Genomic DNA, 25895 nt, shown 5'->3' with positions numbered 1-25895 from the left:
CTTCTCCTTTCAATGGTTGTGCTTTGACACGCTTACTGCAACAGCGTGCGCAGTGCAGCAGCCGCGTCCGCCTGCGCCAGCGTTTGCTGTTCGCCATTGCGCAGGTCTTTAATCACGACCTGACCGGCCTTCTGTTCATCTTCGCCCAGCACCAGGGCAACGCGGGCGCCCCATTTATCCGCACGGGCGAACTGCTTCTTGAAGTTACCGCCGCCAAAGTTGGTCATCAGTTTCATTTCAGGCAGGTGATCGCGCAGTTTTTCTGCCAGCTGCATCGCCGCTGACTGAACGCCCTGACCTGAAGCGATAACATAGACATCGACATTGCGCGCGGGTTCAAATTCCGGATTCACCGCCTGCACTAACAACACCAGGCGTTCCATTCCCATTGCGAAACCGACACCCGGTGTGGCACGGCCACCCAACTGTTCTACCAGCCCATCATAACGACCGCCACCGCAAACGGTCCCCTGGGAGCCCAGGCTGTCGGTAACCCATTCAATTACCGTGCGGTTGTAATAATCCAGCCCACGCACCAGCCGCTGATTCACCGTGTAAGCAATACCCGCGTCGTCTAACAGCGCGCGCAGCCCGTCAAAATGCTCGCGTGACTCCACATCCAGATAATCGCCCAACTGAGGCGCATCGTTCAGCAGCGTCTGAATATCAGGATTTTTACTGTCGAGTACGCGCATCGGGTTACTGTACATACGGCGCTTACAGTCTTCATCCAGCGCCTCTTTATGCTGTTCCAGAAACGCCACCAGCGCATCGCGATAGTTGGCACGGGCTTCAGGCGAACCAATGGAGTTCAGTTCCAGACGAACATGGTCGGCGATGCCTAACGCTTTCCACCAGCGTGCGTTCAGCATGATCAGTTCGGCATCAATGTCCGGCCCCTGCAGACCAAAGACTTCAACGCCTATCTGATGAAACTGGCGATAACGTCCTTTCTGAGGACGCTCGTAGCGGAACATCGGCCCCATGTACCACAGGCGCTGTTCCTGGTTATAAAGCAGACCGTGTTCGATACCTGCGCGCACGCAGCCCGCCGTGCCTTCCGGACGAAGCGTCAGGCTTTCGCCATTGCGATCGTCAAAGGTATACATCTCTTTTTCAACCACATCGGTGACTTCACCAATTGCGCGTTTGAAAAGAGGAGTCTGCTCTACGATGGGTAAGCGAATTTCGCTGTAACCATAACTCGCCAGCACTGACTTCAGTACATCTTCAACCCGTTGCCAGATGGCCGTATCCGCAGGCAGGAAATCGTTCATCCCGCGAATCGCTTGAATATTCTTCGCCACGTTAAAATCTCTTAATGCAAAAAAACCTGTCCGGCATCATACCTCATGAGGATGAAACCGCACAGGTTCAGCTAAAAAAGTCATGCACGCCGTACACGCAACGGATTATTTTTCCAGTTGCTGCACGTCAATACGACGGGTTTCATCCAGCATGGCCGCTTTGGCACGAATGCGCGCTTCCAGTTGATCGATCATATCGTCATTGTCCAGACGTTCGCGCTGGCGCACGCCATCTTCATAGAAGCCGCTTTTCTTATTACTGCCGGTCACGCCAAGCGTAGAAACGGTGGCTTCGCCAGGCCCATTCACCACGCAACCGATGATGGAGACGTCCATCGGCGTGATAATGTCTTCCAGTCGCTGCTCCAGCGCGTTTACCGTGCCAATGACGTCAAACTCCTGACGTGAACAGGTCGGACAGGCGATGAAGTTGATCCCGCGAGAGCGGATGCGCAGCGACTTCAGGATATCAAAGCCAACCTTTACCTCTTCAACCGGATCGGCTGCCAGAGAAATACGCAGCGTGTCGCCAATGCCTTCGGCCAGTAACAGCCCCAGACCAATCGCCGATTTCACCGCACCGGCACGTGCACCGCCCGCTTCGGTAATACCAAGATGCAGCGGCTGCTCGATCTGCTTTGCCAGCAGACGATAGGATTCAACCGCCAGAAACACATCAGAGGCTTTCACGCTGACTTTAAACTGATCGAAGTTAAGACGATCCAGATGATCGACATGGCGCATCGCCGATTCCAGCAGGGCCTGCGGTGTAGGCTCACCGTATTTTTCCTGCAGATCTTTTTCCAGCGATCCGGCGTTAACACCGATACGAATGGGGATATTGTTATCGCGGGCGCAGTCAACCACCGCACGAATACGCTCGTTATTACCGATATTACCCGGATTGATACGCAGGCAGTCCACTCCATACTCCGCGACTTTTAGCGCAATACGGTAGTCAAAGTGGATATCTGCCACCAGGGGGACGTTCACCTGCTGCTTAATCAGCTTAAACGCTTCGGCGGCATCCATGGTGGGCACCGAGACGCGGACGATATCGACGCCTACGCGCTCAAGGGCTTTGATCTGATTGACCGTCGCGGCTACGTCAGTCGTGCGGGTGTTGGTCATCGACTGAACGGCGATTGGCGCACCGTCGCCAATGGGCACCTGGCCGACGTAAATACGTTTAGACTTACGACGGATAATGGGTGCTTGGTTATGCATATTTCTTCTCCACAATTGCCCGGTACACGCGATACGCTGTTATTGCGCACCCAACGTCAGGCGAGCAACCTGGTTATTACGGATAAACCGACTTAAATCAACGGGTTTATTCTGATATTGCACCTGAACCACGGATGGCGCGCCAATTTTCAGACGATAGGGAGCCGTGCCAGACAGGCTCAGCTTGCCACCGCTGCGCTGGATACCGCTAAACAGTTTCTTACCCGTTGCATCGCTGACTTCCAGCCAGCAGTCGCCGGTAAAGGTCATCACCACGGCATTCGGATCCGCCGCCGGTTCGCTAACCGCCGCCGCGCCCACTGGCATCTGCTGCGCCGTATTGGTGCTGGCCGGTGCGGGGCTGGTCGAAGTCGGTGCCTGAGAAGGCGAAACAACGGTGTTATTCTCTTCCTGCTGGGCAGCCGCGGCAGTGCTGTTACTGCTGTTACTGTTTTCAGCAGGCGCCGTGCCGGTGGATTCATCGGCGTTCGCTGGTGTGCTGGCGGCATTATTGCCCAACGGCACGCTGGTGCTGTTATCGGTTGATGCGCCGTTCGTCTGTCCCAGGGGGATAGACTGGCTGCTGTCGCTGTTACTGCCGTTTTGATCGGCCATCGACACCAGCTCATCCTGTGAGGCTTTATGGTTCTGCCACCACCAGGCGCCTGTCAGGCCGATCACGACAAAGACCACCAGCCAGGTAAAAATCATCAGCCAGCCGTCGCGTTTCTTACGCCGTTTGCCCAGGGAGAAGCTTTGCATCGGCTCAATTTTTGCGGCACGAACCGGCGTCTGCTTTTCCATCATCGGCAGCAGTTCCTCTTCAGGAATGTGCACCAGACGCGCATAAGAACGGATGTAACCGCGCAGGAAGGTAGAGGCTAAATCCGCAGGTGATTTGTCTTCTTCAATATCACGTACGGTAGTAAGTTTCAGGCACAGGCGTTCAGCAACATGTTGCTGCGTGAGTCCCATTTGTTCACGGGCCAGACGCAGGCGTGTACCTGTGGAATGAACTGCAGAATTTTCTTGAGTGGCTTCAGTATTCATTAGCTAAATAACGCTGGTACTGTATCGATTGCGGAAAACGTCGCGCTAACTGGTCGCCATAACGTGAAACGTCTGCGGCATTTCCCTGTTGCGCGGCGAAACGTATGTGTAACGCCAGGCTGCGTGCCGTCTCCGGCAGCGGCTGGTAAAGCTCTAATAATAGCGCTACGTTAGCCCACTGGTCATTTTCGACCGCGCTTTCAGCTTCGGCTAGTAGCGACGCTCCTTTACTCTGGTCCGCATCGAGCGCATACGACAAAGCAGCACGCGCTGCTTCTCTGTTTCCTGCCCGCAGATAACAATACCCCGACAGTTCATACGCATCGATACGGGCGTCTCCTTCCTGCGCACCCTTCGCCCGGATAAACTGTTGATGCGCTTCATCATACTGCCCTAAAGCGCAAAGAAACGCACCGTAATTGTTAGGGATGTAACCATTATGTGGCGCAATTCGCTGCGCGTGCTGAAAATGATAATGCGCTGCGGCAGTGTGCCCTTGCCGCTGAGCCAGCCGGGCCAATGCCAGGGGCACGCGGTAATCCTGGGGAGCGGCCGCCTGCGCCCGTAAGAGATTACGGCGCGCAGCAGGATAATCCTCTACCGCGAGGTAGTGCATACCCAGTTGCAAACGAAGCTCCGCTGCCCCCGATTGGGTCGGCGAACGGACACAACCGCTTACAACAAAAACGGCCAGTAATGCCGTGCACATCCCTTTGCCCATCGCCTTTCCATCCTGTTATCCCTGTGGCTGGCAGCAGCCTGCCACGCAGAGACGGAATGGAAAACCCTGTTAGTCAGCCTTTCAGAGCGCCTTCACAGATATGGCTTCGCCCGCCATTTTCTTACGCAGGGTGCGTTTCGTACGGTCAATCACTTCCCCGGCCAACTGGCCGCAGGCGGCATCAATATCATCGCCACGGGTTTTACGCACGATAGTGGTAAAGCCGTAATCCATTAACACCTTGGAGAAGCGGTCAATGCGGCTGTTCGAGCTGCGACCATAAGGTGCCCCGGGGAAGGGGTTCCATGGAATCAGGTTGATCTTACACGGCGTTTCTTTCAGCAATGCCGCCAGTTCATGCGCGTCATCGGTGCTGTCGTTAACATGATCCAGCAACACGTATTCGATCGTGACGCGTCCCTGGTTCGCATTGGACTTCCCAATATAGCGTTTAACCGCCGCCAGGAAGGTTTCAATATTGTATTTCTTGTTAATGGGTACGATGTCGTCACGCAGTTTGTCGTTTGGCGCATGCAGCGAAATCGCCAACGCAACGTCGATCATGTCGCCCAGCTTGTCCAGGGCAGGCACAACGCCCGAGGTCGACAGGGTGACACGGCGTTTCGACAAACCAAAACCGAAGTCATCCAGCATGATTTCCATGGCCGGAACCACATTATTCAGGTTGAGCAACGGCTCACCCATGCCCATCATCACCACGTTGGTGATAGGACGCTGACCGGTCACTTTGGCCGCACCGACGATTTTTGCGGCACGCCAGACCTGACCAATAATTTCTGACACGCGCAGATTGCGGTTAAAGCCCTGCTGCGCCGTCGAGCAGAATTTACATTCCAGCGCGCAACCCACCTGAGAGGAGACACATAAGGTGGCGCGATCCCCTTCCGGGATATACACCGTTTCAACCAGCTGATCGCCGACGCGAATAGCCCATTTAATGGTGCCATCCGTTGAGCGCATCTCTTCAGCCACTTCCGGGGCGCGAATTTCGGTGAGTTCCATTAACCGGTTACGCAGCTTCTTGTTAATGTCGGTCATCTGCTCGAAATCATCGCAGCAGTAGTGGTAAATCCACTTCATCACCTGATCGGCACGGAAGGGTTTTTCACCGAGCGAGACAAAAAACTCACGCATTTGCTGACGGTTGAGATCCAGCAGGTTGATTTTTTGGCTTTTGGGTGAGACGGAAATAGGCGAGGTGGACGCGGACGTCACAATCTGTTCGGACATAATATTCTCTGGCCTCGTTGTTACACGTTATGGCGCTGTTGGGAAAAGAAAAAAATTGCGCCTTCACTAAGCTGGCTCAATGAAGGCGCAATATTGTACAACATCTGCTGCCTGATAACAGGCTAGAGTTGCCCGTGTTCAGCAGATTTTTGTAAAGCCCTGTACGCGTCAGTCGTTAAGCAATTAACGGGTGCGCGGGCAGATTTCGTTTTCGCCGAAGAAATAGGCAATTTCACGAGCGGCTGATTCGGCAGAATCTGAACCGTGGGTTGCGTTCTCGGTGAAGCTGTCAGCGTAGTCTGCACGCAGTGTGCCAGCCAGCGCGTTAGCAGGGTTAGTTGCACCCATCAGGTCACGGTGACGCTGAACGGCATTTTCACCTTCCAGTACAGAAACCACAACCGGACCAGACGTCATGAATTCAACCAGACCGTCGAAGAACGGCTTGCCCTGGTGCTCTGCGTAAAAACCTTCAGCCTGCTCTTTGCTCAGCTGCAGCATTTTTGCGCCAACGATTTTGAAGCCTGCGCTTTCAAAACGGTTGTAGATGGCACCGATCACGTTTTTAGCGACGGCGTTTGGCTTGATGATAGAAAAAGTACGTTCGATTGCCATGATGACCTCTGTCTTGACGTTCTGAAGAAACCGAGGGCGCGCGCCCCGGCTAAGAAACGGCGCCGATTATAGGGGTTGAGTGTGACGTTGCCTATCACCGAACCCATAATTTATTGAAAAATCTTGATCTGAGTCGGGGCTAATACTTTTCAACTCTGATTTAGCGCAAAAAACACTCACCCACGGGTAAAAACGACAGAGGCCAGCTGACCGGCCTCATCCATGACCACCAGCTGATAGTCCCCAGCCCGATCAAGAGGTAGCGACAGGGTGCCGTTCTGACTTTGCGTTTCGAGCGGCTCGCCGTTTAAAAACCACCAGCGCTGAACGCCCTGACCGCCCTGCACCGCGACCGGTATCACCAGCGTAGTATTGCCCGGCAGCGGCTGAACGCGCTGCCCGTCAATAACGCCAGTCACAATCAGCGGCGCGCTACTGCCCTGCTGCAAGGGCGGACACCGGGGATCAACCGCCGGTAAGCGCTGCGCCCGACGCTCCTGCGGCGGCAGCCAGGCTTCCAGCGGCAAAGGCCACACCAGACGTTCATGGCTGATGGCTCGCGGGCAATCCGCCGCAACCCGTAAGCCCTGTTCGTTCTGCCAGTAACGCAGGTGCAATCCGCTCAGGCTTTCCTGCCCCGGCGCCAGCAAGGTCGGCGGCAGCGTGTCGTTCAGCACCCAACTCTGCCGCCGTTGTCGGCAGTTTTCGTCTCCCTCGGGCAGCGGCTGCCCGCCGGGCCAGCAGATGCCTGCCACGCTGACCGACGCCGGTCGCGGATCGGTGGGGATTGCCCGCCCGGCCAGGCGGTTCATCAGTACGTTGTTAACCTGATTCATGACGGGAACCGCAGACGCGAAACCAAACTGCCCCGCAACCGGCGTTGCATCGGGTCGTCCGACCCAAACACCAATCAGATAACGCGGATTGATTCCCACGGCCCAGGCGTCACGGTAGCCGTAGCTGGTGCCGGTCTTCCATGCCAGCGGTACCACCGCAGGCGCGCTGCCATTACCCGCAGGCTGAGCCTCACCGCCCAGAATACGGCGGATGATCCAGGCCGAACCGGGCGAAAGCAGTGGGCGTTCCTGTAAGGGCTGGTCTGCCATCCAGCGCAGCTGACCGGCGTTGCCATGTCGGGCAAAGGCGCTATAGGCCGCCACGATATCATCCATGCGCGCTCCGGTGCCGCCGAGAATCAACGACAGATTAGGCTCTGTACCCGGTGGGAAACGTAGATTTAGCCCCACATTGCGCAGGCGTGCGGCCACATTTTTTGGGCCCAGCGCCTCCAGCAGCTGCACGGCGGGCAGATTGAGTGATCGCACCAGCGCTTCACTGGCGCTGACCGGGCCATGAAAACCAGTATCGAAGTTACCCGGACGGTAATCGCCAAAACGACGTGGAACATCCTGCAGTAAAGACTCGGCATGGATGAGCCCCTCGTCCAGCGCCATGCCGTAGACAAAGGGTTTCAGGACCGATCCCGGCGAGCGAACGCTGGCAATCATATCCACATGACCAAAACGGCTGTCGTCGCCGAAATCGGCGGAACCGACGTAGCCCCGCACAGCCATAGTGGTGTGATCCACCACCAGTATCGCCAGTGAGGTGCGCGGAGGAAGCTGGTTTTTCACATTCAGCGCCATGCTTTCCAGCTCGCGCTGCAGCGACGGATCCAGCGTAGAGACGATTTTATCGTGCGTAGTCATCGATAACAGTCGCCGCGCCAGTAACGGCGCCATCTGCGGCATCTGGCGCGGCGGGAGCCAGACCGGTTCCTGGCGGATTTCAGCGACCCGTCGGGGCGACCAGACATGATACTGCGCCAGCCGATCCAGCACCTTATTACGTGCCGCTTCAGCCCGCTCTGGCCAGCGATCGGGCCGCAAACGACTGGGTGCCTGTGGCAATACGGCCATTAGCGCCGCCTCGCCCCTTGTCATCTGTGACGGCGCTTTACCCAGCCAGCTCCAGCTTGCCGCTCCAATCCCTTCCAGCGTGCCGCCAAAGGGCGCACGATTAAGATAAAGCGTTAAGATATCGTATTTAGAGAGATGCCACTCCAGTTGCAGAGCGCGCCAAGCCTGAATCAGCTTGCCCCGCAGCGTTCGCGGCTGTGGGTCGATGATTCTGGCCACCTGCATGGTTAAAGTGCTGCCACCCGAAATGACGCTGCCATGACGCAGGTCCTGCCAGGCCGCGCGAAGCAGGGCGAGCGGATTAATCCCGGGATGGTACCAGAACCAGCGATCTTCATAGGTCAGCAACGCCTGTATGTACGTCGGCGACACGTCAGCGGGAGTGACCGGATAGCGCCAGATGCCCTGGTCGTCAGCGAAGCGCCACAGGGGTGTGCCGTCCTCGGCGACCACCACACGTGCGGGCTGAACCTCTTTAAGGGGCAAGGGGAATAACCGATCCAGAATCAGCGGGACAAGCAGCAAGGCCAGAATAAAAAGCGGCAGGGCTACCCACCGCTTTTTGATGTGCCTGTTTTTGATCACAACCCGGCCCGGCTACTGTTGTACATGCAGCTGTTGCGGCGACGCACCAATCGCCCGCCACTCAGGTACGTACATCGATTCCACCTGCGGTGGCGGCATATGGTAGATGCCCGGCGTTACTGCGCGCGCCAGATACATCAGGGTTGCAGGACGATACGTATCCACTGCCAGCGCGGCAACGAAGCGATCGTCACGGAACTCAATATGCCGGATGTTGGCCTGCTGCATATCCATCATGCTCTCTTTTAGCGCATCCGCACTGTCACCCAGGCTGGCACTGCTGTCTGCCAGATTCTGGTTTTCCAGCTCCAGTCCGGCCGGTAACAGATCCACGACCAGCGCATCGCTGATGCGGCGTTTCGCGGCCACGGTAAGACGGACCACCAGCAATTCACCGCTGCGCAGATTATTGAGATCCGCCGGTTTACCGTCCAGGGTGAAGTACTCTCGCTTAACGGACAGCATATGGCTGACGGGTTGCGGCGGCGTCAGCGGATAACCCACCACGTTCAGGCTGCCATACAGCGGTGCCGTGCCGGGATTGCTCACGTCAACGCCTTGCGTCAGCTGTTGACTATCCAGCCCTTTATTCACAGGCCCACTGCTGCTTACGGGCGGTTGATGACCCTGTAGTATCGCCTGCCAATCCTTACCCTGTGCGGTTTGCAGCGTGCGCGCCGCCAGGTAAAGCGCATTGTTCTCCTGGGTAGAGAGCCAGCGCTTGCCGTTCAGCTCTTTTGACAGTGACAGCAGCAGGCTGTTTTGCAGTTCCGGCTGCAGCTGATATTCCGCTAACAGGGCGATCATCATCCCCTCATCGCGCACCGTGCTGCCATAGTCGCCAAACCAGCTGCTTTCAGGTCGTGACAGCGTGGCGCCCTGCATCACAGCCAGCGGCGAACGCTGTCCATCCCCCATCAGCTTCAGCGCGACACCCAACTGCATCAGCGCCAGCCCCGATTTGGCCTTGTCACGCTTTTCGTAAAGCGCACGCAACGCGCCCAGTGGCGCACGCTGCTGACGCGCCAGCACCAGGCCGGCATAAGCCTGAACGCTGAAACGCAATGCATCGATGTCGGCACTGCCACTAGCGGTAATTTGTGAAGGGTCCTGTAAATAACGCAGCAGCCGTGCGTTAGCCCGATCAATCACGTCAGGGGGCAAGGCATAGCCCGCTTCGCTGGCGCGCAGTAAAAAGTCAGTAACGTAAGGTGTGAGCCAGAACTCCTCTTCACTCTGCTTACTCCACAACCCAAAGCTGCCGTCAGCACGCTGCATCCCGGCCAGACGGGCGATGCCGGTGTCAACGGCGGCCCGACGAACGTCATCACTGCTGGTTTTTATCCCCATAGCGCTGAGCTGCGCCTGACTGGTATAGAGCGACGGCCAGAGACCGCTGGTGGTCTGCTCCAGACAGCCATAGGGATAGGCATAAAGCGCACTAATGTAGCTGGCGATATTTAAAGGCGGACGATTACTCAGGGTCAGTTGTCCACTCAGGGTTTCTGCATCCAGACCCGCAAACGCCGCCGCCGTGACCTGCCAGGGGCGATCGTGGTCAATCACAGCGGCAAAATTGAGGGTTTGCGCTGGATAAGGCGGCCTGACGCCAATCTTCCACGTCTGCTGGCTGGGCCGCACCGTCTCACCGGGCAGGTTCAGTCCTGAAATCTGCACCTGCACTTCGCCGTCACCAAACCCGGTTTTCGCCGTCACGGGCACCTGCAAGGTGGTCCTTTCGCCTTTTGCCAGCGTCACATTTTGTGTGGCCGCGCCCGACAGTCCTATCAGACCTTTGGCAGTCAAATCGACCTTCAGCGTTTGCGGCAGGTCCGTCAGATTGGTGATATCCAGCGCCAGTGACGCGCTGTCGCCGCTGGCCAGAAAACGCGGCGTGGCCAGTTCGCTGACCAGCGGGGCAGCCACCACCAGCTTACGTTCGGCAGCGCCAAAGCTGTCATCGCTCCAGACCTGCGTCATTAAGCGCAACTCGCCGTTAAAGGCCGGAATGGACAGCGTAATGGCGCCCTTGCCGTTTTTATCCAGCGTAACGGCCTGAAGTTGCTGCGCCACGATATTGACGTGGGTGACCGGTTTTTTACCGCCGCGCGTCATGGATTCGTCTTCACCGTCTCCGCCAAAGCGCAGAGCAGCCAGCCGTCCACCGCCTTCAATCAGTTGACCAAACACATCGTACTGATCGACGTTATAACGCTTGCGACCGAAAAAAGCCGTCCAGGGATCGGGCGTTTTATAATCCGTCACGCTTAACACACCGCTGTCTACCGCTGACAGCAGGACGTGCACCTTGTCAGGCAGCGGGCCGCCTTCACGGCTGGCCTGAACGTTCACCGTCAGGTTCTGCTCAGGACGAACCTTATCGGGTGCGTCCAGCGTCAGCGTTAAACGTCGCGCCTCGGTCGCCATCGGCAGATGTAACAGTCCGACCGCCCGTTTCGGCGTGGCACCACTGGTTTTGTCCCCTTCCCGCACCACAATGGCACTGAAATAGAGATCGTGGCGCTGCCAGTTGGCCGCGATCGGCACGTCCACCTGGGTTCCACCCTGCGGCACCGTTAAGGGTTGCCACCAGAGCGTCCCGCTGCTGGATTCCACCATCAGATAACCTTTCCCGGCCGTGGGCGATTCGACCTGCAAATGGACGGTTTCACCCGGCTGATACGCGGCTTTATCCAGCTTTAGTTTGACCTGGTCCGGACGCAGCGCGCCTGTACCATTGGTATTATCCTGCCAGTCATAGCCCGCCTGAAAACGCACGCTGCTGATGATTTTTTCACCCGACTGGACCTCTAGCCGGTAGCTGCCCCACTCGACCGGGAAGCTGACCTTGGTGCTGCCGTCAGCGGGAATGCTGACAGATTGCTCATCTTCCTGCAGGTCTTTGGCATCGTAACGTGACTGCCAGCCTTCACTGTCAGAGAAGCTCCAGTAGTAGTCACGCCGTTCACGAATTAAGCGTACGTCAAGCTTATCTGCCGCCAGCTTAGCGCCCTGACTGTTGGCATAAACAATATCGAATTCTGCCAGGCTGTTTTCCGGCACGGTCGGCTCATCGTGATAGCTGTCACTGCGGTAATCGTAGATCGCCTTATTGCCAAACAGCGGACGGATACCGGGCAACGCGTCCGCCGGCCAGATGGCCTGAGTAGCACGTCGGGTGACCGGACGACCGCCGGTTTCCAGCAGGCTGGCCTGCAGTATCAGGTTCAGCGGTGAGTGAAGCTGATCCCACTGATTATCCACGGTCAGTTGCGCCTTGCCGTTGGCGTCAAGCTTAAGATCGACATCGTCCAGACTGCGCTTCAGGCCCTGTTCGGTGATGTCACCAAACTGGTAGCCCGGCAGCGCAGCAACCGCCTCACGGGCCGGACGCAGATAGAGCTGTCCCTGCAGCTGATTCCCTGCCGCAGGCGCGCCATACAGATAGCGCCCCTCAATGTCGAACGTAATATCGGCATCCGCAGGCTGGGGTTGTTCATCGTTTTTCAGCGTTAATGCCATGCGCTCAGGCAGAAAATCCTCAACGCGGAAATGCCACTGCCGCAGCTGGTTATCACCGGTATTCAGCCGCAGCATCCAGCCGCCGGTCATCGCCGAAGCCGGTAAAGCAAACCGCTGCTGATAGAAACCGTCCTGCGGCTGCCAGACCACCGTGCGCACTACCTCGCCGTCGGGCTGTACCAGCTCAGCCTTAACCGGTTGGGCAGGTAAAGGCTTGCCGTCCGCATCGCGCAGCAGCGCATTGACGATCACTGTTTCGCCAGGCCGATAAATATCTCGTGGGCCGAAGACGAAGAGCTGTTTGTCATAGCCTTCGGGCCCCGCTACGGGGAATTCGGCTAAATCCAGAGCAGGGCGCGCCAGGTCGATCAGCGAAGTTTGTTCGCCCTTCATGGCCAGCAGGAACTTGCCTTTTTCGTCTGCATTAAGGCGCAAATGACCGCTGCTGTCGCTGGTGCCGTTTTGCAGCACCAGGCCTTTATCATTCAACAGCCTGATACTGACGCCGGAAAGCGGTGCGCCGTTTTCCAGACTCTGTGCGAAGAGTTCAAACTGGGTGGGAAAGCGGTGCAGCGACAGGCCGATATCGCTCAGGGTAAACAGCGTCGCAGGCATGCTGTAGTGATAAGTGCCCGCCTGCTTCATGACCGCCAGATAAACCCCTGGCTGCTGAAGCGGCTTAATGTCTTTCAGCGGCAACTGCAGTTTTTCCCGCGTGTTACGGGCCGGGTTGAGTTCAAAGCGGCCGGTATACACCAGTTGGCTGGTTTTCAGCAGTTCCTGAGATTGCCAGGTAGAGAGGTTGTTACCGTAATTCCACTGGGAAAGGAATTCCGCCAGGCCCGCATTTTTGATTCGGAAAAAATCCACATCCACCTGGTCTACGTTCAACGCCAGTACCGGCAGCCCCTGCGCGATACGCAACGGCAACAGGGAGCCTCGGCTGGCAAAGCCCACCATCGGCTCAATGTCGCGGGTAGTGATTTTTTTGCTGTAGGCCGTTGTCAGCGTCTCACCGCTGGCGGCGCGCAAGCCCGAATCGACGGTCACGGTGAAGTGACGAGAGGGTTCAGGATGGCGAAAACGCAGGGCTTTACGATTGCTGGAAAGCTCCCAACCACCATCGACTTTGCCGTGTTTATCGTCGATCAACCTGACCTTTTGCGCCAGATCCTGCTTGTCATCCAGCGGCTGATTAAAGGTTAAAACCAGCGCCGCCGCGCCATCAAGCTGTAATTCAGAGAGATCGATAATGGTGAGTGGTTTGCTGGCCTGCGCGCTGGCTGCAGGGGTTTCTGCACTGACAGGAAAAACAGGTAAGGTGGCGACAGACAGCAGCGAACCACCGATCAGCATGCTGAACAGCAGCCGGTTAATGCGTTTTTTCATGGTAAATCCTTCACCGGGCCCCAGGGGAATTGTTATATAACGCTGGGCAATTTCACATCAACGCTCGCATTTAATCAACGCTTCTCTTGAGATGGTGTGCACATTACCGGACACTGGCATGACAGATTGCTGAGATGAGGTTGTTATGACGACGCCACTGTTTGTGTCCGCCGACTGGTTACAAGAACACTACAACGATGAAACGCTGCAGGTACTGGACGCACGTATGCTGCCGCTAGGCATGGATGCGGTTCGCAATATCCAGGCTGAATACCTGGCGGGTCATTTGCCCCAGGCACCTTTCTTTAATATTGAAGCACTTTCCGATCACACCAGCCCCTATCCGCATATGCTCCCGCGCGCTGAAAGCTTTGCCGTGGCCATGCGCGAGCTTGGCGTCAACAGTGATAAACATCTGATTGTTTATGATGAGGGCAACCTGTTTTCTGCCCCGCGCGCCTGGTGGATGCTGCGCGCTTTCGGCGTCGCCCAGGTTTCCATTCTGGCTGGCGGTTTGCAGGGCTGGAAAGCCGCAGGCTTTGCGCTGGCGGAGGGGGAAGTGAGCCTGCCTGAGGGCGAATTCGAGGCTGAGTTCGATGACGGGTTGGTGAAACGCCTGACTGACGTGCTGTTGATTAGCCATGAAGGTGGCGCACAGATTGTGGATGCCCGTGCGGCTAACCGCTTCAATGCCGAGGTAGATGAACCGCGTCCTGGTTTACATCGCGGGCACATTCCCAACAGTCTGAATCTGCCGTGGAACCTGTTGGTTGAACAGGGACAACTGAAGCCAGAGTCCGAACTGCGCGCCCTGTTTGCCCAGGCGGGCGTGGACCTGACGCAACCCGTTGTCGCCACCTGTGGCTCAGGCGTTACGGCGGTCGTGTTGATTCTGGCGCTGACGTCGCTGGGCGTTCGGGAGGCTACGCTCTATGACGGTTCCTGGGGCGAATGGGGAAGCCGGGACGATTTGCCGATTGCGAAATAAGAAGACGCGCGGCCGGTGAGGCCGCGCGCGTTGTCAGATAATACGCTGACCGCCTTTGAACTCGCGCAGGAAACTCCCCCAGCGACGTTCATAAAAGGGCGTGATGTGGGCGGTAAAGAAGTGGCTGATGCCGCGATCGTCTGCCGTGACCTCGCAGATATCAATGGGTGCGTCATCCAGTAACGTGTCGCTGGCGACGCTGCCAGCGGCCTGAATAATGGCCTCAATATCGCTGTCCGCTTCAATCCCAATCAGCAGGTTAGGTTCCTCATCCGCGCGTTCACGAATGCTGGCAACAAAGGCGCGTTTCACCTGCTTATATTTGCTGAGCAGCTGGGTCAGAGAGTCAATCATCTGGGCAGGCGGTTCTGCCACTTCCGACAGCAGCAGTGACTGCCCACCTTCCAGCACGCTTTGCTGAGTGAGTGCACTGCCCTCTTCGCCCAGCAGATGGCTGATTTCCGCCGCGGAGAACTCTTTTCCCGTCGGCAGTTTTGGGTTCAAAAACAGGGTTTCGCCACGCGTCATGTCAAACAGGGTGCGCACGGGTAAACGTAAATACGCCTGTTCGCTCTCAACGGCTTCGCTCATCGCCTGTTCGGAGGTAAAAAACGGTATGACGCTGCTGCCATCCTCTTTTTCCCAGTGCTGGAGATCCACCGGCGTACTGGCATCCAGTTGCTGGCTGGTGCTTTCGCCGGGCACCCAGACGTCAGCTTCCAGCAACAGCTGGAAAAATTCAGGCCGGTGCGCAGGCTCGGTCGCGGCCAGCTTCAGCACCTCTTCAAGACGGTTCATAGTTTACTTCTACCTTGAGAAAGCGGTGACCAGGTCACCGCTGGATTGCGCTTATTTCAGTAACAGGTTGGCGAGGGTACGGACACCCAGACCGGTTGCACCGGCAGCCCACTGATCGACCGCGCTTTTGCGATAGGTCGCTGAGCAGTCAATATGTAACCAGCCCTGCTGATAGTGGCTGACGAAGTACGACAGGAACGCGGCAGCGCTGCTGGCACCTGCCGAATGCGCCGGACTGGCAATGTTGTTCAGATCGGCAAAGTTCGATGGCAGATGGTTGCGATGGAATTCCGCCAGCGGCAAACGCCAGAAAGGTTCGTTTTCGCTGACTGCGCTGCCCATCACTGACTGCGCCAGGCCATCGTCAAAGGTAAACAGCGCGTGATAATCATTGCCGACCGCCGTCTTCGCGGCACCGGTCAGGGTTGCCGCATCGATCAGAAGCGTCGGGTTCTGCTCGCTGGCATCAATCAGGCCATCAGCCAGTACCAGGCGGCCTTCAGCGTCGGTGTTCATCACCTCTACCGACTTGCCGTTACGGTAGCGAATGATGTCGCCCAGTTTGAAGGCATTGCTGCTGACCATGTTATCCGCGCAGCAGAGGTAAAGTTTAACCCGCTTATTCAGCCCGCGCGCGATCGCCAGCGCCAGCGCACCGGTGACGGTGGCCGCGCCGCCCATGTCCGACTTCATTGAGTCCATGCCAGCGCTCGGTTTCAGGCTGTAGCCGCCGGTATCAAAGGTAATGCCTTTGCCCACCAGACAGGCGTAAACAGGCGCCTCGCTGTCTCCGGTTGGGTTGAAATCCAGCGCCAGAAAGACCGGCGGGCGGTTGGAGCCGCGCCCCACGGTGTGCAGGCCCATGTAGCCTTGTTCGCGTAAGTCGTCGCCTTTGGTGATGCGATAGCTGACGGCCTCACCACCCAGCTCACTGAGTAAGTCAATGGCGCTGTGCGCCAGCGTTTCCGGGCCCAGATCGTCGGCTGGTAAATTAATGGTGTCGCGCACCCAGCCAACAATTTTGCGGCGGCGATCGAACTCCGCCTGCTCGTGTTCACCCAGTTGCGGCCAGTCCACCTGATTTTTGCCCTTAGGCCCGCGATAACCCTGCCAGAATGCCCAGCACTGCTCAAGGTGCCAGCCTTCGCCAGCCAGTGAAACATGACGAATGCCCTGGCCATCCAGTTTACGGGCGGCCCGTTGAATGGTCATCAAGGCATCCGCTTCACGCAGGTGCAGGGTCATGCCGTTATCATTGCTGCTTAACAGCGCTTTTTCGCCCCAGCGCGCATCGGCGGGCTGGCTGCTGAGCGTAATATTCATCGGTTGTGTATTCATTGTAGGGCTCCGTATTCGTTATTCGTTTCATCCAGCCTGTTTTAAGACGGCTTTTTCATTCAGATGTTACGCTGCACGCCGCAGATGTTGTCGGCGCACAGTTTGTCAGCCTCGGCTGGCAAATGCATCATGACTTCATGAGTTCACGCAGGCGCGTAACGGACTTCTGCACCAGCGCGATGGCATAATCGATCTCGTCTTCCGTGGTAAAACGGCCCAGCGAGAAGCGAAGCGAGCTGTGTGCCAGCTCTTCGTTCAGGCCAAGCGCACGCAGGACATAGGAGGGTTCAAGACTGGCAGAAGTACAGGCCGATCCAGACGACAGCGCAAGATCTTTTAACGCCATGATCAATGACTCACCTTCAACGTCAGTGAAACTTACGTTGAGAATGTTGGGACAGCTGTGCTGCAAATCGCCATTTACGCTGACGCCGCCGGTCTGGCGCAGCCCCTGCCACAGCCGATCCCGAAGGGCAGACAAGCGGGCCATCTCTTCTTCGCGGACTTCACGGGCAATGCGATAGGCTTCACCCATCCCCACGATCTGGTGCACAGGTAAGGTGCCCGAGCGCATATTGCGTTCATGGCCGCCACCATGGATTTGTGCATCGATCTGAACGCGCGGCTTACGGCGCACATACAGCGCGCCGATCCCTTTGGGGCCATACACTTTATGGGCGGAAAAGGACATCAGATCGACAGGGAGTTCACTAAGATCGACAGCGAGCTTACCTACGCTCTGTGTGGCATCAACATGGAACAGGATGCCACGTTCGCGGCAGAGCGCGCCCATCGCGGCGATATCCTGAATCACGCCAATTTCATTGTTCACGTGCATGATCGACACCAGAACGGTGTCATCGCGCAGTGCAGCACGCAAATCCTCAATCGCGATCAGACCATTGGCGGCGGGCGTCAGCCAGGTAATGTCGAAGCCTTCACGTCCAAGTTGCAGGCAGGTATCAATCACCGCTTTATGTTCGGTTACGCTGGTAACGATGTGCTTGCCGCGCGCCTGATTAAACTGGGCTGCGCCTTTAATGGCGAGGTTGTCGGATTCGGTGGCACCGGAGGTAAACACGATTTCACGCGGGTCAGCATTCACCAGCTCTGCCACCTGATTACGCGCAACGTCTACCGCTTCTTCGGCCTGCCAGCCAAAACGGTGTGAACGAGAGGCCGGGTTACCAAACGTGCCATCCAGCGTCAGGAATTGCATCATTTTGCTGGCCACACGCGGATCGGCCGGCGTGGTAGCGGCGTAATCCAGGTAAATCGGTAATTTCATTGCGCTACAGCTCCGTATAGAAAATCATACGTATTTATAGCAGATTCAGCCCCTACCGCGTTAGCAGTAAGGGCCGGAGAAGAGGAGGATTACGAGGCGCGAAGGTTCACGTTGATTTCCTGAGAACGGGAGTTCTGGAAACGGCGGTTGTCATTGGCGTTCTGACGGTCGGCCACATCCAGGATTTCCTGATTATTCACCAGCTCAGCCAGCGTAATGTTGTTCAGGAACTCACTAATGCGCACACTCAGATCGCGCCACAGGACGTGAGTCAGGCAGCGTTCGCCGCCCTGGCAGCCTTCTTTGCCCTGACACTTGGTGGCGTCTACGGACTCATCTACCGCCGTGATCACTTCTCCCACCGCAATCGCATTGGCTTCTTTACCTAGCAGATAACCGCCGCCCGGCCCGCGGACGCTTGCTACCAGGCCATGCTTGCGTAAACGCGAGAATAACTGCTCCAGATAGGAGAGCGAAATGCCCTGGCGTTCAGAGATATCTGCCAGTGGAACCGGGCCCTGGTGAGAGTGAAGGGCAACGTCCAGCATGGCGGTAACAGCATAACGTCCTTTGGATGTCAGTCTCATAGCATACAACCTCAATAGCGTCCGGTTATCGGAGGATTAGCGAAGATGGCAGCAAGTCTGACATTCCTGAGTAATTTGGTCAACTATTTAACCAAGTAAATTACTCAAGTATTTAACCTGGTAATTTACTCAACTATTATTCGCCGTCCGTTCTGGTTCCTTTTCGCTTCTCGAAAGACGAGAGCATACCGCGCAAAATATTGAGCTCATCGCGTTCAGGACGGGCGCGCGTATACAGACGACGCAGTTTGCTCATGACCTGGCCCGGGTTGGCTTCACGGATAAACCCGCTTTCCAGCATCATGTTTTCCATGTGCTGATAGAAGCGTTCCAGATCGTCCACCAGCGGATAAGGGGAAGCGTCGTACTGCGGTTTTGGGGTTTGGTTCTCTTGCGCCTGAAGCCAGGCCATACGCACTTCATAAGCAATGATCTGCACGGCCATCGCGAGATTCAGCGAGCTGTATTCCGGATTCGCCTGAATGGCCACGTGGTAGTGACACTTTTGCAATTCGTCGTTTGTCAGTCCGACGCGTTCACGGCCAAACACCAGCGCGACAGGGGCCTGCTGCCCTTCTTCAATACTTTTCACGCCGCATTCCCGGGCGTCCAGCATCGGCCACGGCAGAGATCGCGAGCGGGCGCTGGTGCCGACCACCAGGCTGCACCCGGCAATGGCTTCATCCAGAGAGTCAACAATCTTTGCCTCACCGATAACATCACTGGCACCCGCTGCCAGAGAGATAGCCTGGGAATCTGGCTTCACCAGTGGATTCACCAGATAGAGGTTAGTTAACCCCATGGTTTTCATGGCGCGCGCTACGGAGCCCATGTTGCCGGTATGAGAAGTTTCCACCAGCACGATACGAATATTTTGCAGCATAAGAGTTGGGATCGGTCAGAAAATGATGACGCGTACTCTAACATAAAGCAGGACATTTACCGAACACCCTGCTATACTCCGCGCCGTTTTCCCCGTTCTTTAACATCCAGCGAGAGATACCGATGCATCCAATGCTCAACATTGCCGTGCGCGCAGCGCGCAAGGCCGGAAATTTAATTGCCAAGAATTATGAAACCCCGGACGCTGTCGAGGCCAGCCAGAAAGGCAGCAACGACTTCGTAACGAATGTTGACCGCGACGCAGAACGCCTGATTATCGAAGTCATTCGTAAATCTTACCCAAAACATACCATCATCACTGAAGAAAGCGGTGAGCTTGAGGGCGAAGATCAGGATATTCAATGGGTAATCGATCCGCTGGATGGCACCACCAACTTTATTAAACGCCTGCCCCACTTCTCTGTTTCTATTGCCGTTCGTATTAAAGGCCGTACAGAAGTGGCTGTCGTTTACGATCCTATGCGTAATGAACTGTTCAGCGCCGTACGCGGACAGGGCACGCAGCTGAATGGTTACCGCCTGCGCGGCAGTATCGCTCGCGATCTGGATGGCACCATTCTTGCCACCGGTTTCCCCTTCAAGCTCAAACAGCACGCCCCAGCTTATATGAACATCATGACCAAGCTGTTTACGCAGTGTGCCGATTTCCGTCGCACCGGCTCCGCTGCGCTGGATCTGGCGTACGTCGCCGCAGGCCGCGTTGATGGCTACTTTGAAATTGGTTTGAAACCGTGGGATTTCGCGGCGGGTGAACTCCTGGTGCGCGAAGCGGGCGGACTGGTCACTGACTTCACCGGCAACCACGGCTACCTGCATTCAGGCAACATCGTTGCCGGTAACCCTCGCGTGGTGAAATCGCTGTTATCGGCGATGCGCGAAGAGCTGAGCGAAGCGCTGAAGCGCTAAAAGAAAAGGCGGCACGATAACGTGCCGCCTTTCTTATTGCCTTGGGATTAACGACGTTCGTGCGTTAACACCTGACGTGGCTGAGTACGACGTCCTACCATTCCCATCACGCCTGCCAGTACCGCTTCAATAATCAGGATAAAGAAAGCATACCAGCTGGCTTTCGCGGTTGCTTTCGCCGCCTGCTCGCCGGCTTCACGCGCTTTCTGCTCTGCCTGTTTTTTCAGTTCCTGATATTTCTGCATAGCCTGTTGATAGCTTTGTTCTGCCTGATTGACGATCTGCTCAGCTTCCTGATCGCTTTTTCCGGTCCGCGCTTTAATAATATTTTTTAAAGCATCACGATCGGCGGCCTGTAAAGTATCTGAATGACGAGCAATAACGCCTTTAAACCAGTTTGCTAAATCTGTGTCTGCCGTTTGTGGATGATTAGCCGTGTTATTTGCCTGATTTTCGGCATTCTGCGCTTCATTATTCGCATCCTGCTTCAGATTTTCCGGTTGTAATTCAGGCTTACCCGTTTGACGCAGCGTCGTTTCCAGTTCTTGCTGCATATTGTCTAAATTAATATTATTTTGCTGCAGTTTTTCTTTAGCCATTTGGGTAACCGATGGCGCAGCGGCTGAAATACCACTTCCTACTGCCTGGAAACCCGTACCAAGAATATTCATGGCGCCGCCTAATACGCTACTGGCAAGGCTCACGGCCAGGTAAATAGTTAAGACGGTACTAATACCAAACATCAGCAAGCCGTGCAGTGCGCCTTCACGCTGCGCCAGGCGACCGGCGACGTAGCTACCGGCGGCAATAGCGATCAGCATTTCAATGGCCGTCCAGACCAGGGCACCCGTTCCCAGATGTTTAAATGGATTATCTTCCTGCAAAGGGTCAATGGTGGTAGCACCAATTGCCGTACCCAGCAAGGTTAATAATATGTGAATAATCAAAGCACAAATTACACCGGCAAAAACGGCACTCCAGGAAATGCGTTTAAGGGGTAAGCCTGCCGCTCCGGTGACGAGCGGATCGTTGTAGCCATTATTAATACGGGTATCAGCCATGAGATATTTCCCTCGCAACACATAGCAGGTGAGTGTCGTTTTTTTCATTCCCAGACAGGGGTTCGCAATAACTATAAACAGCGTAGTCAGTGAAAACTATTTTCACCACTCAACGTGCAAGAGAAAATAAAAATAGTTGCGAAGCGAAAATGCGAGGATCCCGGCAGCGGGGAATATCTTCCGCCGCCGCAGAAATTAAAAGGGTCGGATACCGCCGGTAAAACCAGGCTGAGCAGACTGCCAGAGCGCACAGCCCACAACAATCAACGTCAGGCTGCCCACTAACGCCAGCACAGGCAACAGGCTGCGGGCACCTTTACCCACCTGGCTGTCCGCGCCAAGACGTTGCGCCAGCACGCGGGAACGCTGCACCAGTAAGCCAATGGCAGAAATGGTCAGGGCGGTCCCCACCGCCATAACGGCGGCAGAAAGGACGCCCCACAGATACACGCCAATCACTTTAGAAAACAGCAGCATCATGATCGCGCCTGAACAGGGACGCAGCCCCATGGAGATCACCACCAACAGCTGCGTTTTGCCATTAACGGCGCCCGCCATTTGCTGTGCGCTGGGCAAATGCGCATGGCCACAGCCACAGTGTTCATCATGCTGATGATGAGGGCGCAGCGCATGAATCCTCATTGTCGGCTGAGGACGCAACAGCAGCCAAAGCGCCTTTATCGCCCGGTAGCCTATCCAGATACCCAGGGCAATAACCAACACATAACTGCTCTTCTCCAGCCAGAAACTGCTGAGGTGCAGCTGCCGCGATGAGGTTTTCAGCACCACCAGCATCAGCGTGACCAGGATGATAGCCACTGAGCCCTGTAGCAACGAGGCCAGTAGCGTGAGTTTCATGCTGGTTTTCAGTTTTGCCGGATGCGTTGCCAGAAAGGTCGTGATCACGACTTTACCGTGACCTGGCCCTAAGGCATGCAGGACACCATAGATGAGGCTGAATGCCAGTAACGACAGTCCGGCATGATGAGGCTGCTCGGCAACCTGCTGCAGGAGCTGAGTCATCTGGCGATGCAGCACTTTTTGCCAGAGCACGCTTTGCAGAAGTATCTGGGGCCAGTGCAGCCAGATGGCCGCGCCCAGAGTAACCAACCCTGCCGTAAACAGTGCCAGCGGCCACAGCCGTTTTTTGGCTTGGGTCGTGAGCGTCAGTGACATGTCAGTATTACCGTTTGTGCAAACTGCCTTCCCAGATCCATATCCTCAGGCGGCGCATCTGCCTTGTCGAGCGAGAGCGCATACTGTTTCAAAGAGTCATCCGGTTTGGGCGTATGTAAGGTGAATGCACAGCGTGACTGTAAAGCTTGCGGTACAGTTAACGCCTCAGGTTTGTCGTAGAACATATCCACGAAGTAGGTCGGATCGAAGGTTAAAATCTCAAAGCGTTCATTTTTGAGTAAAGGCGGCTCGGCCAGCGGCAGAACAAATTCCAGTACCGCCTTGTTGCCGCTGCGCGACAGATTGTATTCCGTTGGTAAATTCAAGAACTTCACCCGCTGCTTGTTATGCCAGATTTCGGAAAAGTAATGTTGCCCGAGCACGTTCGCCATCACACCCGCCGCCAGTTTCTTCCATACCACCGTTCCCGGTTTGGCATCGCTCGCGTCATACAGCAGGTCGGCGGAGGTAATCTCATCCATGGTCCACGTCATTTTCAGGCCGGTAAAACGATCGTCCTTCGTGACCAGCTCGGTTTTCATATCGATAAAGCTGTGTGGATGTGCCAGCGCTGACGAACTGACCAGGGTAAATAGTGCAAAAAACATGCGTCTCATAATGTTATAAAGTAACGTTCCTGATGAAAAGGTTTCTTAAGTAACAAAATTTTGTGACCCGCCTTAAACCTCTGAACAAAAAAACGGGTAAACCGTTCAAGGGTTCAGGAGGTTGACTATTCTTAGCTAAAAATAGCCTGCTGGAATAATGATTGATGAGTTCTGCTACATCTTCAGCACCACTCTTCACCGGTTCACAGCGTCGCTGTCATCTGTTGTTACTGCTGTTTCTGCCCGCTCCCGCACTGACGCTTAAAAGATTAAGCCTGCTAAACGGAGTGGACATCGCCACCGCGAGACAGGACATCGCGGAAGTGGGTGATGAGATACAGCGCTATCATCGACTGGAACTCCATCAGATGGTGGATGGCAGCCTGCGCATTCATGGTACAGAGCTGGATCGACGCATTTGCTTAATCCATAATTTGCGACGCAGCCTGCGACTGTCGCAGGCCTTTGTCTGCGAGCATTTTGCCGCGCCCTTACGCCTGCGTCTGAAGCAGATGAAAATTGAAAAAGCGCTGTACGATGAAACCAATTTACAGGCGCTGATCCAGCACTGCAGCCTGTGCCTTAATCGCCCGTTCAGCACGCGCGATCAACTCTTTTTACAAATATTTATGAAATACGGCCTGTGCCAGCGCCAGCCTGCGATCTTTACGGCGCAGCAACAGGCATGGCTGTCAGCGAAAGCAGAACGTCAGGCCGCAAAAGATGTTATTCATCACTGGCAAAAGCGCTGTCATCTGACGCCGGACGCCAGCGAAACGGATTTCTGGACGCTGTTATTTAGCCTGATCCATTTTCCGGACGCCAGCCTTGTCGACCATCCCAGCGAGCAGCGACTGATGCGCGCCACACAGCGGCTCATTGATGATTTTGAGCACGTCGCCGGCACCACTTTTCATGACCGCACCGAACTCCAGCAGCAGTTATATACCCACCTGGCACAGGCGCTGGATCGCACCTACTTTACAATGGCTATTGATGACAGTGTGGCACAAGACGTAACCAGGCTTTATCCGCGCCTGCTGCGCACCACACAGCAGGCACTGGACGCTTTCGAGCAGACATTTCAGGTTCAGTTCGCGCCGGAAGAGGTCAGCCTGGTGACGGTGATTTTGGGTGCGTGGCTGATGCAAAGCAGCGCATTGCAGGAAAAACAGGTGCTGCTGCTCACCGGTGACGATCCCGAACTGGAACAGGATGTCGAGCAGCAAATCCGCGAGATCACCTTGCTGCCTGTTAACATCACCTATCAGCGCGTTGAAGATTTCCAGCGCGACGGCGCACCGCGCGAAGTAGATGTCATTATTTCGCCTTATGTCACCTCGCTGCCCCTTTTCTCTCCCCCACTTATCCACGCCGAACTGCCGCTGACTGAATACCATCAGCAGCGCATTCGCTATTTGCTGGAATCCTGACGCGGCCGCAGGAACAGTGCGGGCAGTGCCACCAGCGCCATCACCCAGAAGAGATGACCGTGCAGGTGAGTAAAGAGTACGCCGCAAATCATGGTCATGACGGCAATTCCGCCGCCCATTGCCAGCGCCGAATAGAGCGACTGCAAACGGATCACATCCGCCCCCTGCCGTGAAGCGATAAAGCGCATTGCGGCCAGATGACATACCGTAAAGCTACCGCAGTGGAGTAGTTGCCCCACAATCAGCAGCGGCAACGCGGTGCTGGCGCCGAGCAGTCCCCAGCGAACCAGCGCACAGATGCCTGACAGCAACAGCAGATCCCGTGCGCGCCAGCGGTGAAACAGTCGATGGCTTAAGGCAAACACCACGATTTCCGCTACCACGCCCAGCGACCAAAGATAACCCACTACCGATGCAGAATAACCGCTCTCCTGCCACCAGATGGCGCTGAAGCCATAATAAGCCGCATGTGCGCCCTGTAATAACGTCACGCACACCATAAAGCGCCAGACCGCGTTTTCCTTTATCAGATCGCGCCAGGCCTGCCAGCCGCCACCCACTCTGCCCTGCCTTTCGCTGCCCTGGGGATGGGTACGCGGGGTAAGCAGCATTCCTGCCAGCATACTGACCAACCCAACCGACAGCAGCATTAAGATCGCCTGCGAAGAGAAGGCGCTCACCAGCATACCGGTCAGGGCTGAGCTGATCACAAACGCCAGCGAACCCCACAAGCGAACGGGCCCGTAGGCAAGGCCAATTTGCTGCGTCCAGGTGGCGGCCAGTGCATCGCTTAAAGGAACCAGCGGCGAGAAAAACAGGTTAAAACCGGTCATGACTAACAGCAGCCACATCCACTGCTGCCCAACCCAATAGCCCGCCGCAATAAAGCAGGTCAGCAGGGCTAGCAGGCGTAATGCCGTAATCAATTGTCCGGGATTTTTAACCTGAGAGGCGATGAATAAACTGCCCACAAAGCGCGCCACCATGCCGCACCCCAATAGCAGGCCAATTTGTTCAGCATTCAGGCCCACACCTTTGAGCCAGACGCCCCAGAAAGGAAGATAAATGCCGTAGCAGAAAAAGTAGGTGAAGTAGCTTAGTCCAAGCCACTTGGCGGAGCCGATTGCCATGTTCCCTCCAGCAATGATGCGTCCAGGCAATGATATGTGGTCGTTACTTTGTCAGAGCCGGGTTATGCAGGCAATAAAAAAGGATGGCCATGG

At 56.0% G+C, this 25895-nt stretch carries 20 protein-coding genes; 3 read left to right on the top strand and 17 right to left on the bottom strand.

Annotation, left to right across the window (positions count from 1 at the left end; translation table 11 throughout):
• Positions 1-32 precede the first annotated feature (32 nt).
• The 8 genes from hisS to P9J57_RS05695 form a co-directional block, all read right to left on the bottom strand.
• Positions 33-1307 carry a histidine--tRNA ligase gene (gene hisS / locus P9J57_RS05730; protein WP_013026733.1) on the bottom strand — a complete coding sequence of 425 codons (1275 nt, stop codon included), beginning with the start codon at positions 1305-1307 and terminating at the stop codon, positions 33-35.
• Between the two features lie 105 nt (positions 1308-1412).
• On the bottom strand, positions 1413-2534 hold the full coding sequence (ispG, locus tag P9J57_RS05725) for a flavodoxin-dependent (E)-4-hydroxy-3-methylbut-2-enyl-diphosphate synthase (RefSeq protein WP_014594315.1): 1122 nt from the start codon (positions 2532-2534) through the stop codon (positions 1413-1415).
• 39 nt (positions 2535-2573) lie between these two features.
• The gene (gene rodZ / locus P9J57_RS05720) at positions 2574-3584 is read right to left on the bottom strand and encodes a cytoskeleton protein RodZ (RefSeq protein ID WP_028715467.1); all 1011 of its coding nucleotides are present in this window, start codon (positions 3582-3584) and stop codon (positions 2574-2576) included.
• Positions 3574-4305 (bottom strand): type IV pilus biogenesis/stability protein PilW, encoded by a 732-nt coding sequence (gene pilW, locus P9J57_RS05715; protein ID WP_013026736.1) that lies wholly within the window; start codon positions 4303-4305, stop codon positions 3574-3576. Before pilW ends, rodZ begins: the two co-directional genes overlap by 11 nt.
• A gap of 81 nt (positions 4306-4386) precedes the next feature.
• Positions 4387-5556 (bottom strand): dual-specificity RNA methyltransferase RlmN, encoded by a 1170-nt coding sequence (gene rlmN / locus P9J57_RS05710; RefSeq protein ID WP_013026737.1) that lies wholly within the window; start codon positions 5554-5556, stop codon positions 4387-4389.
• A gap of 183 nt (positions 5557-5739) precedes the next feature.
• Entirely contained in the window at positions 5740-6171 is a 432-nt protein-coding gene (gene ndk / locus P9J57_RS05705; protein WP_003848684.1) for a nucleoside-diphosphate kinase, read from the bottom strand.
• A gap of 176 nt (positions 6172-6347) precedes the next feature.
• Positions 6348-8675, bottom strand: a complete 2328-nt coding sequence (gene pbpC, locus P9J57_RS05700; RefSeq protein WP_105079346.1) for a peptidoglycan glycosyltransferase PbpC — start codon at positions 8673-8675, stop codon at positions 6348-6350.
• A 12-nt stretch (positions 8676-8687) separates the two neighbouring features.
• Complete coding sequence (locus P9J57_RS05695; RefSeq protein ID WP_483279423.1) at positions 8688-13586, bottom strand: alpha-2-macroglobulin family protein; 4899 nt, start codon at positions 13584-13586, stop codon at positions 8688-8690.
• A gap of 145 nt (positions 13587-13731) precedes the next feature.
• Between P9J57_RS05695 and sseA the strand changes: the two genes are divergently transcribed.
• Positions 13732-14574, top strand: coding sequence for a 3-mercaptopyruvate sulfurtransferase (gene sseA, locus P9J57_RS05690; RefSeq protein ID WP_483279422.1), 843 nt, complete (start codon positions 13732-13734; stop codon positions 14572-14574).
• Positions 14575-14607: 33 nt separating this feature from the next.
• On the opposite strand, the gene sseB is transcribed toward sseA, so the two are convergent.
• From sseB to trmJ, 5 genes are all read right to left on the bottom strand, one after another.
• Positions 14608-15372 (bottom strand): enhanced serine sensitivity protein SseB, encoded by a 765-nt coding sequence (gene sseB / locus P9J57_RS05685; protein ID WP_013026741.1) that lies wholly within the window; start codon positions 15370-15372, stop codon positions 14608-14610.
• Between the two features lie 51 nt (positions 15373-15423).
• Positions 15424-16710, bottom strand: coding sequence for an aminopeptidase PepB (gene pepB / locus P9J57_RS05680; protein WP_013026742.1), 1287 nt, complete (start codon positions 16708-16710; stop codon positions 15424-15426).
• Between the two features lie 127 nt (positions 16711-16837).
• Positions 16838-17998: an IscS subfamily cysteine desulfurase gene (locus P9J57_RS05675; RefSeq protein WP_483279421.1), complete on the bottom strand. Its 1161-nt coding sequence runs from the start codon at positions 17996-17998 to the stop codon at positions 16838-16840.
• An 89-nt stretch (positions 17999-18087) separates the two neighbouring features.
• Positions 18088-18585, bottom strand: a complete 498-nt coding sequence (gene iscR / locus P9J57_RS05670) for a Fe-S cluster assembly transcriptional regulator IscR (RefSeq protein ID WP_014594322.1) — start codon at positions 18583-18585, stop codon at positions 18088-18090.
• A 136-nt stretch (positions 18586-18721) separates the two neighbouring features.
• Positions 18722-19468: a tRNA (cytosine(32)/uridine(32)-2'-O)-methyltransferase TrmJ gene (gene trmJ, locus P9J57_RS05665; protein ID WP_013026745.1), complete on the bottom strand. Its 747-nt coding sequence runs from the start codon at positions 19466-19468 to the stop codon at positions 18722-18724.
• A 122-nt stretch (positions 19469-19590) separates the two neighbouring features.
• Between trmJ and suhB the strand changes: the two genes are divergently transcribed.
• On the top strand, positions 19591-20394 hold the full coding sequence (gene suhB / locus P9J57_RS05660) for an inositol-1-monophosphatase (protein WP_013026746.1): 804 nt from the start codon (positions 19591-19593) through the stop codon (positions 20392-20394).
• A 47-nt stretch (positions 20395-20441) separates the two neighbouring features.
• On the opposite strand, the gene P9J57_RS05655 is transcribed toward suhB, so the two are convergent.
• The 3 genes from P9J57_RS05655 to P9J57_RS05645 all read right to left on the bottom strand — a co-directional run bounded on the left by P9J57_RS05655 (position 20442) and on the right by P9J57_RS05645 (position 23248).
• Entirely contained in the window at positions 20442-21455 is a 1014-nt protein-coding gene (locus P9J57_RS05655) for a YrzE family protein (protein ID WP_014605268.1), read from the bottom strand.
• Between the two features lie 195 nt (positions 21456-21650).
• Positions 21651-22631: a nickel/cobalt transporter gene (locus P9J57_RS05650; protein WP_014594323.1), complete on the bottom strand. Its 981-nt coding sequence runs from the start codon at positions 22629-22631 to the stop codon at positions 21651-21653.
• Positions 22622-23248 (bottom strand): DUF1007 family protein, encoded by a 627-nt coding sequence (locus P9J57_RS05645; RefSeq protein ID WP_013026749.1) that lies wholly within the window; start codon positions 23246-23248, stop codon positions 22622-22624. Before P9J57_RS05645 ends, P9J57_RS05650 begins: the two co-directional genes overlap by 10 nt.
• Before the next feature lie 155 nt (positions 23249-23403).
• Between P9J57_RS05645 and csiE the strand changes: the two genes are divergently transcribed.
• Positions 23404-24672, top strand: a complete 1269-nt coding sequence (gene csiE, locus P9J57_RS05640; RefSeq protein WP_029568392.1) for a stationary phase inducible protein CsiE — start codon at positions 23404-23406, stop codon at positions 24670-24672.
• Here the strand turns inward: csiE and P9J57_RS05635 are convergent.
• Complete coding sequence (locus P9J57_RS05635) at positions 24654-25802, bottom strand: 3-phenylpropionate MFS transporter (RefSeq protein ID WP_014594325.1); 1149 nt, start codon at positions 25800-25802, stop codon at positions 24654-24656. The genes csiE and P9J57_RS05635 overlap by 19 nt on opposite strands.
• Positions 25803-25895: the final 93 nt, after the last annotated feature.

It is taken from the genome of Pantoea sp. nfd-35 (assembly GCF_056892255.1).
Note: the sequence above shows the minus strand (reverse complement) of the source record. Positions and strands in the feature narration are given on the sequence as shown.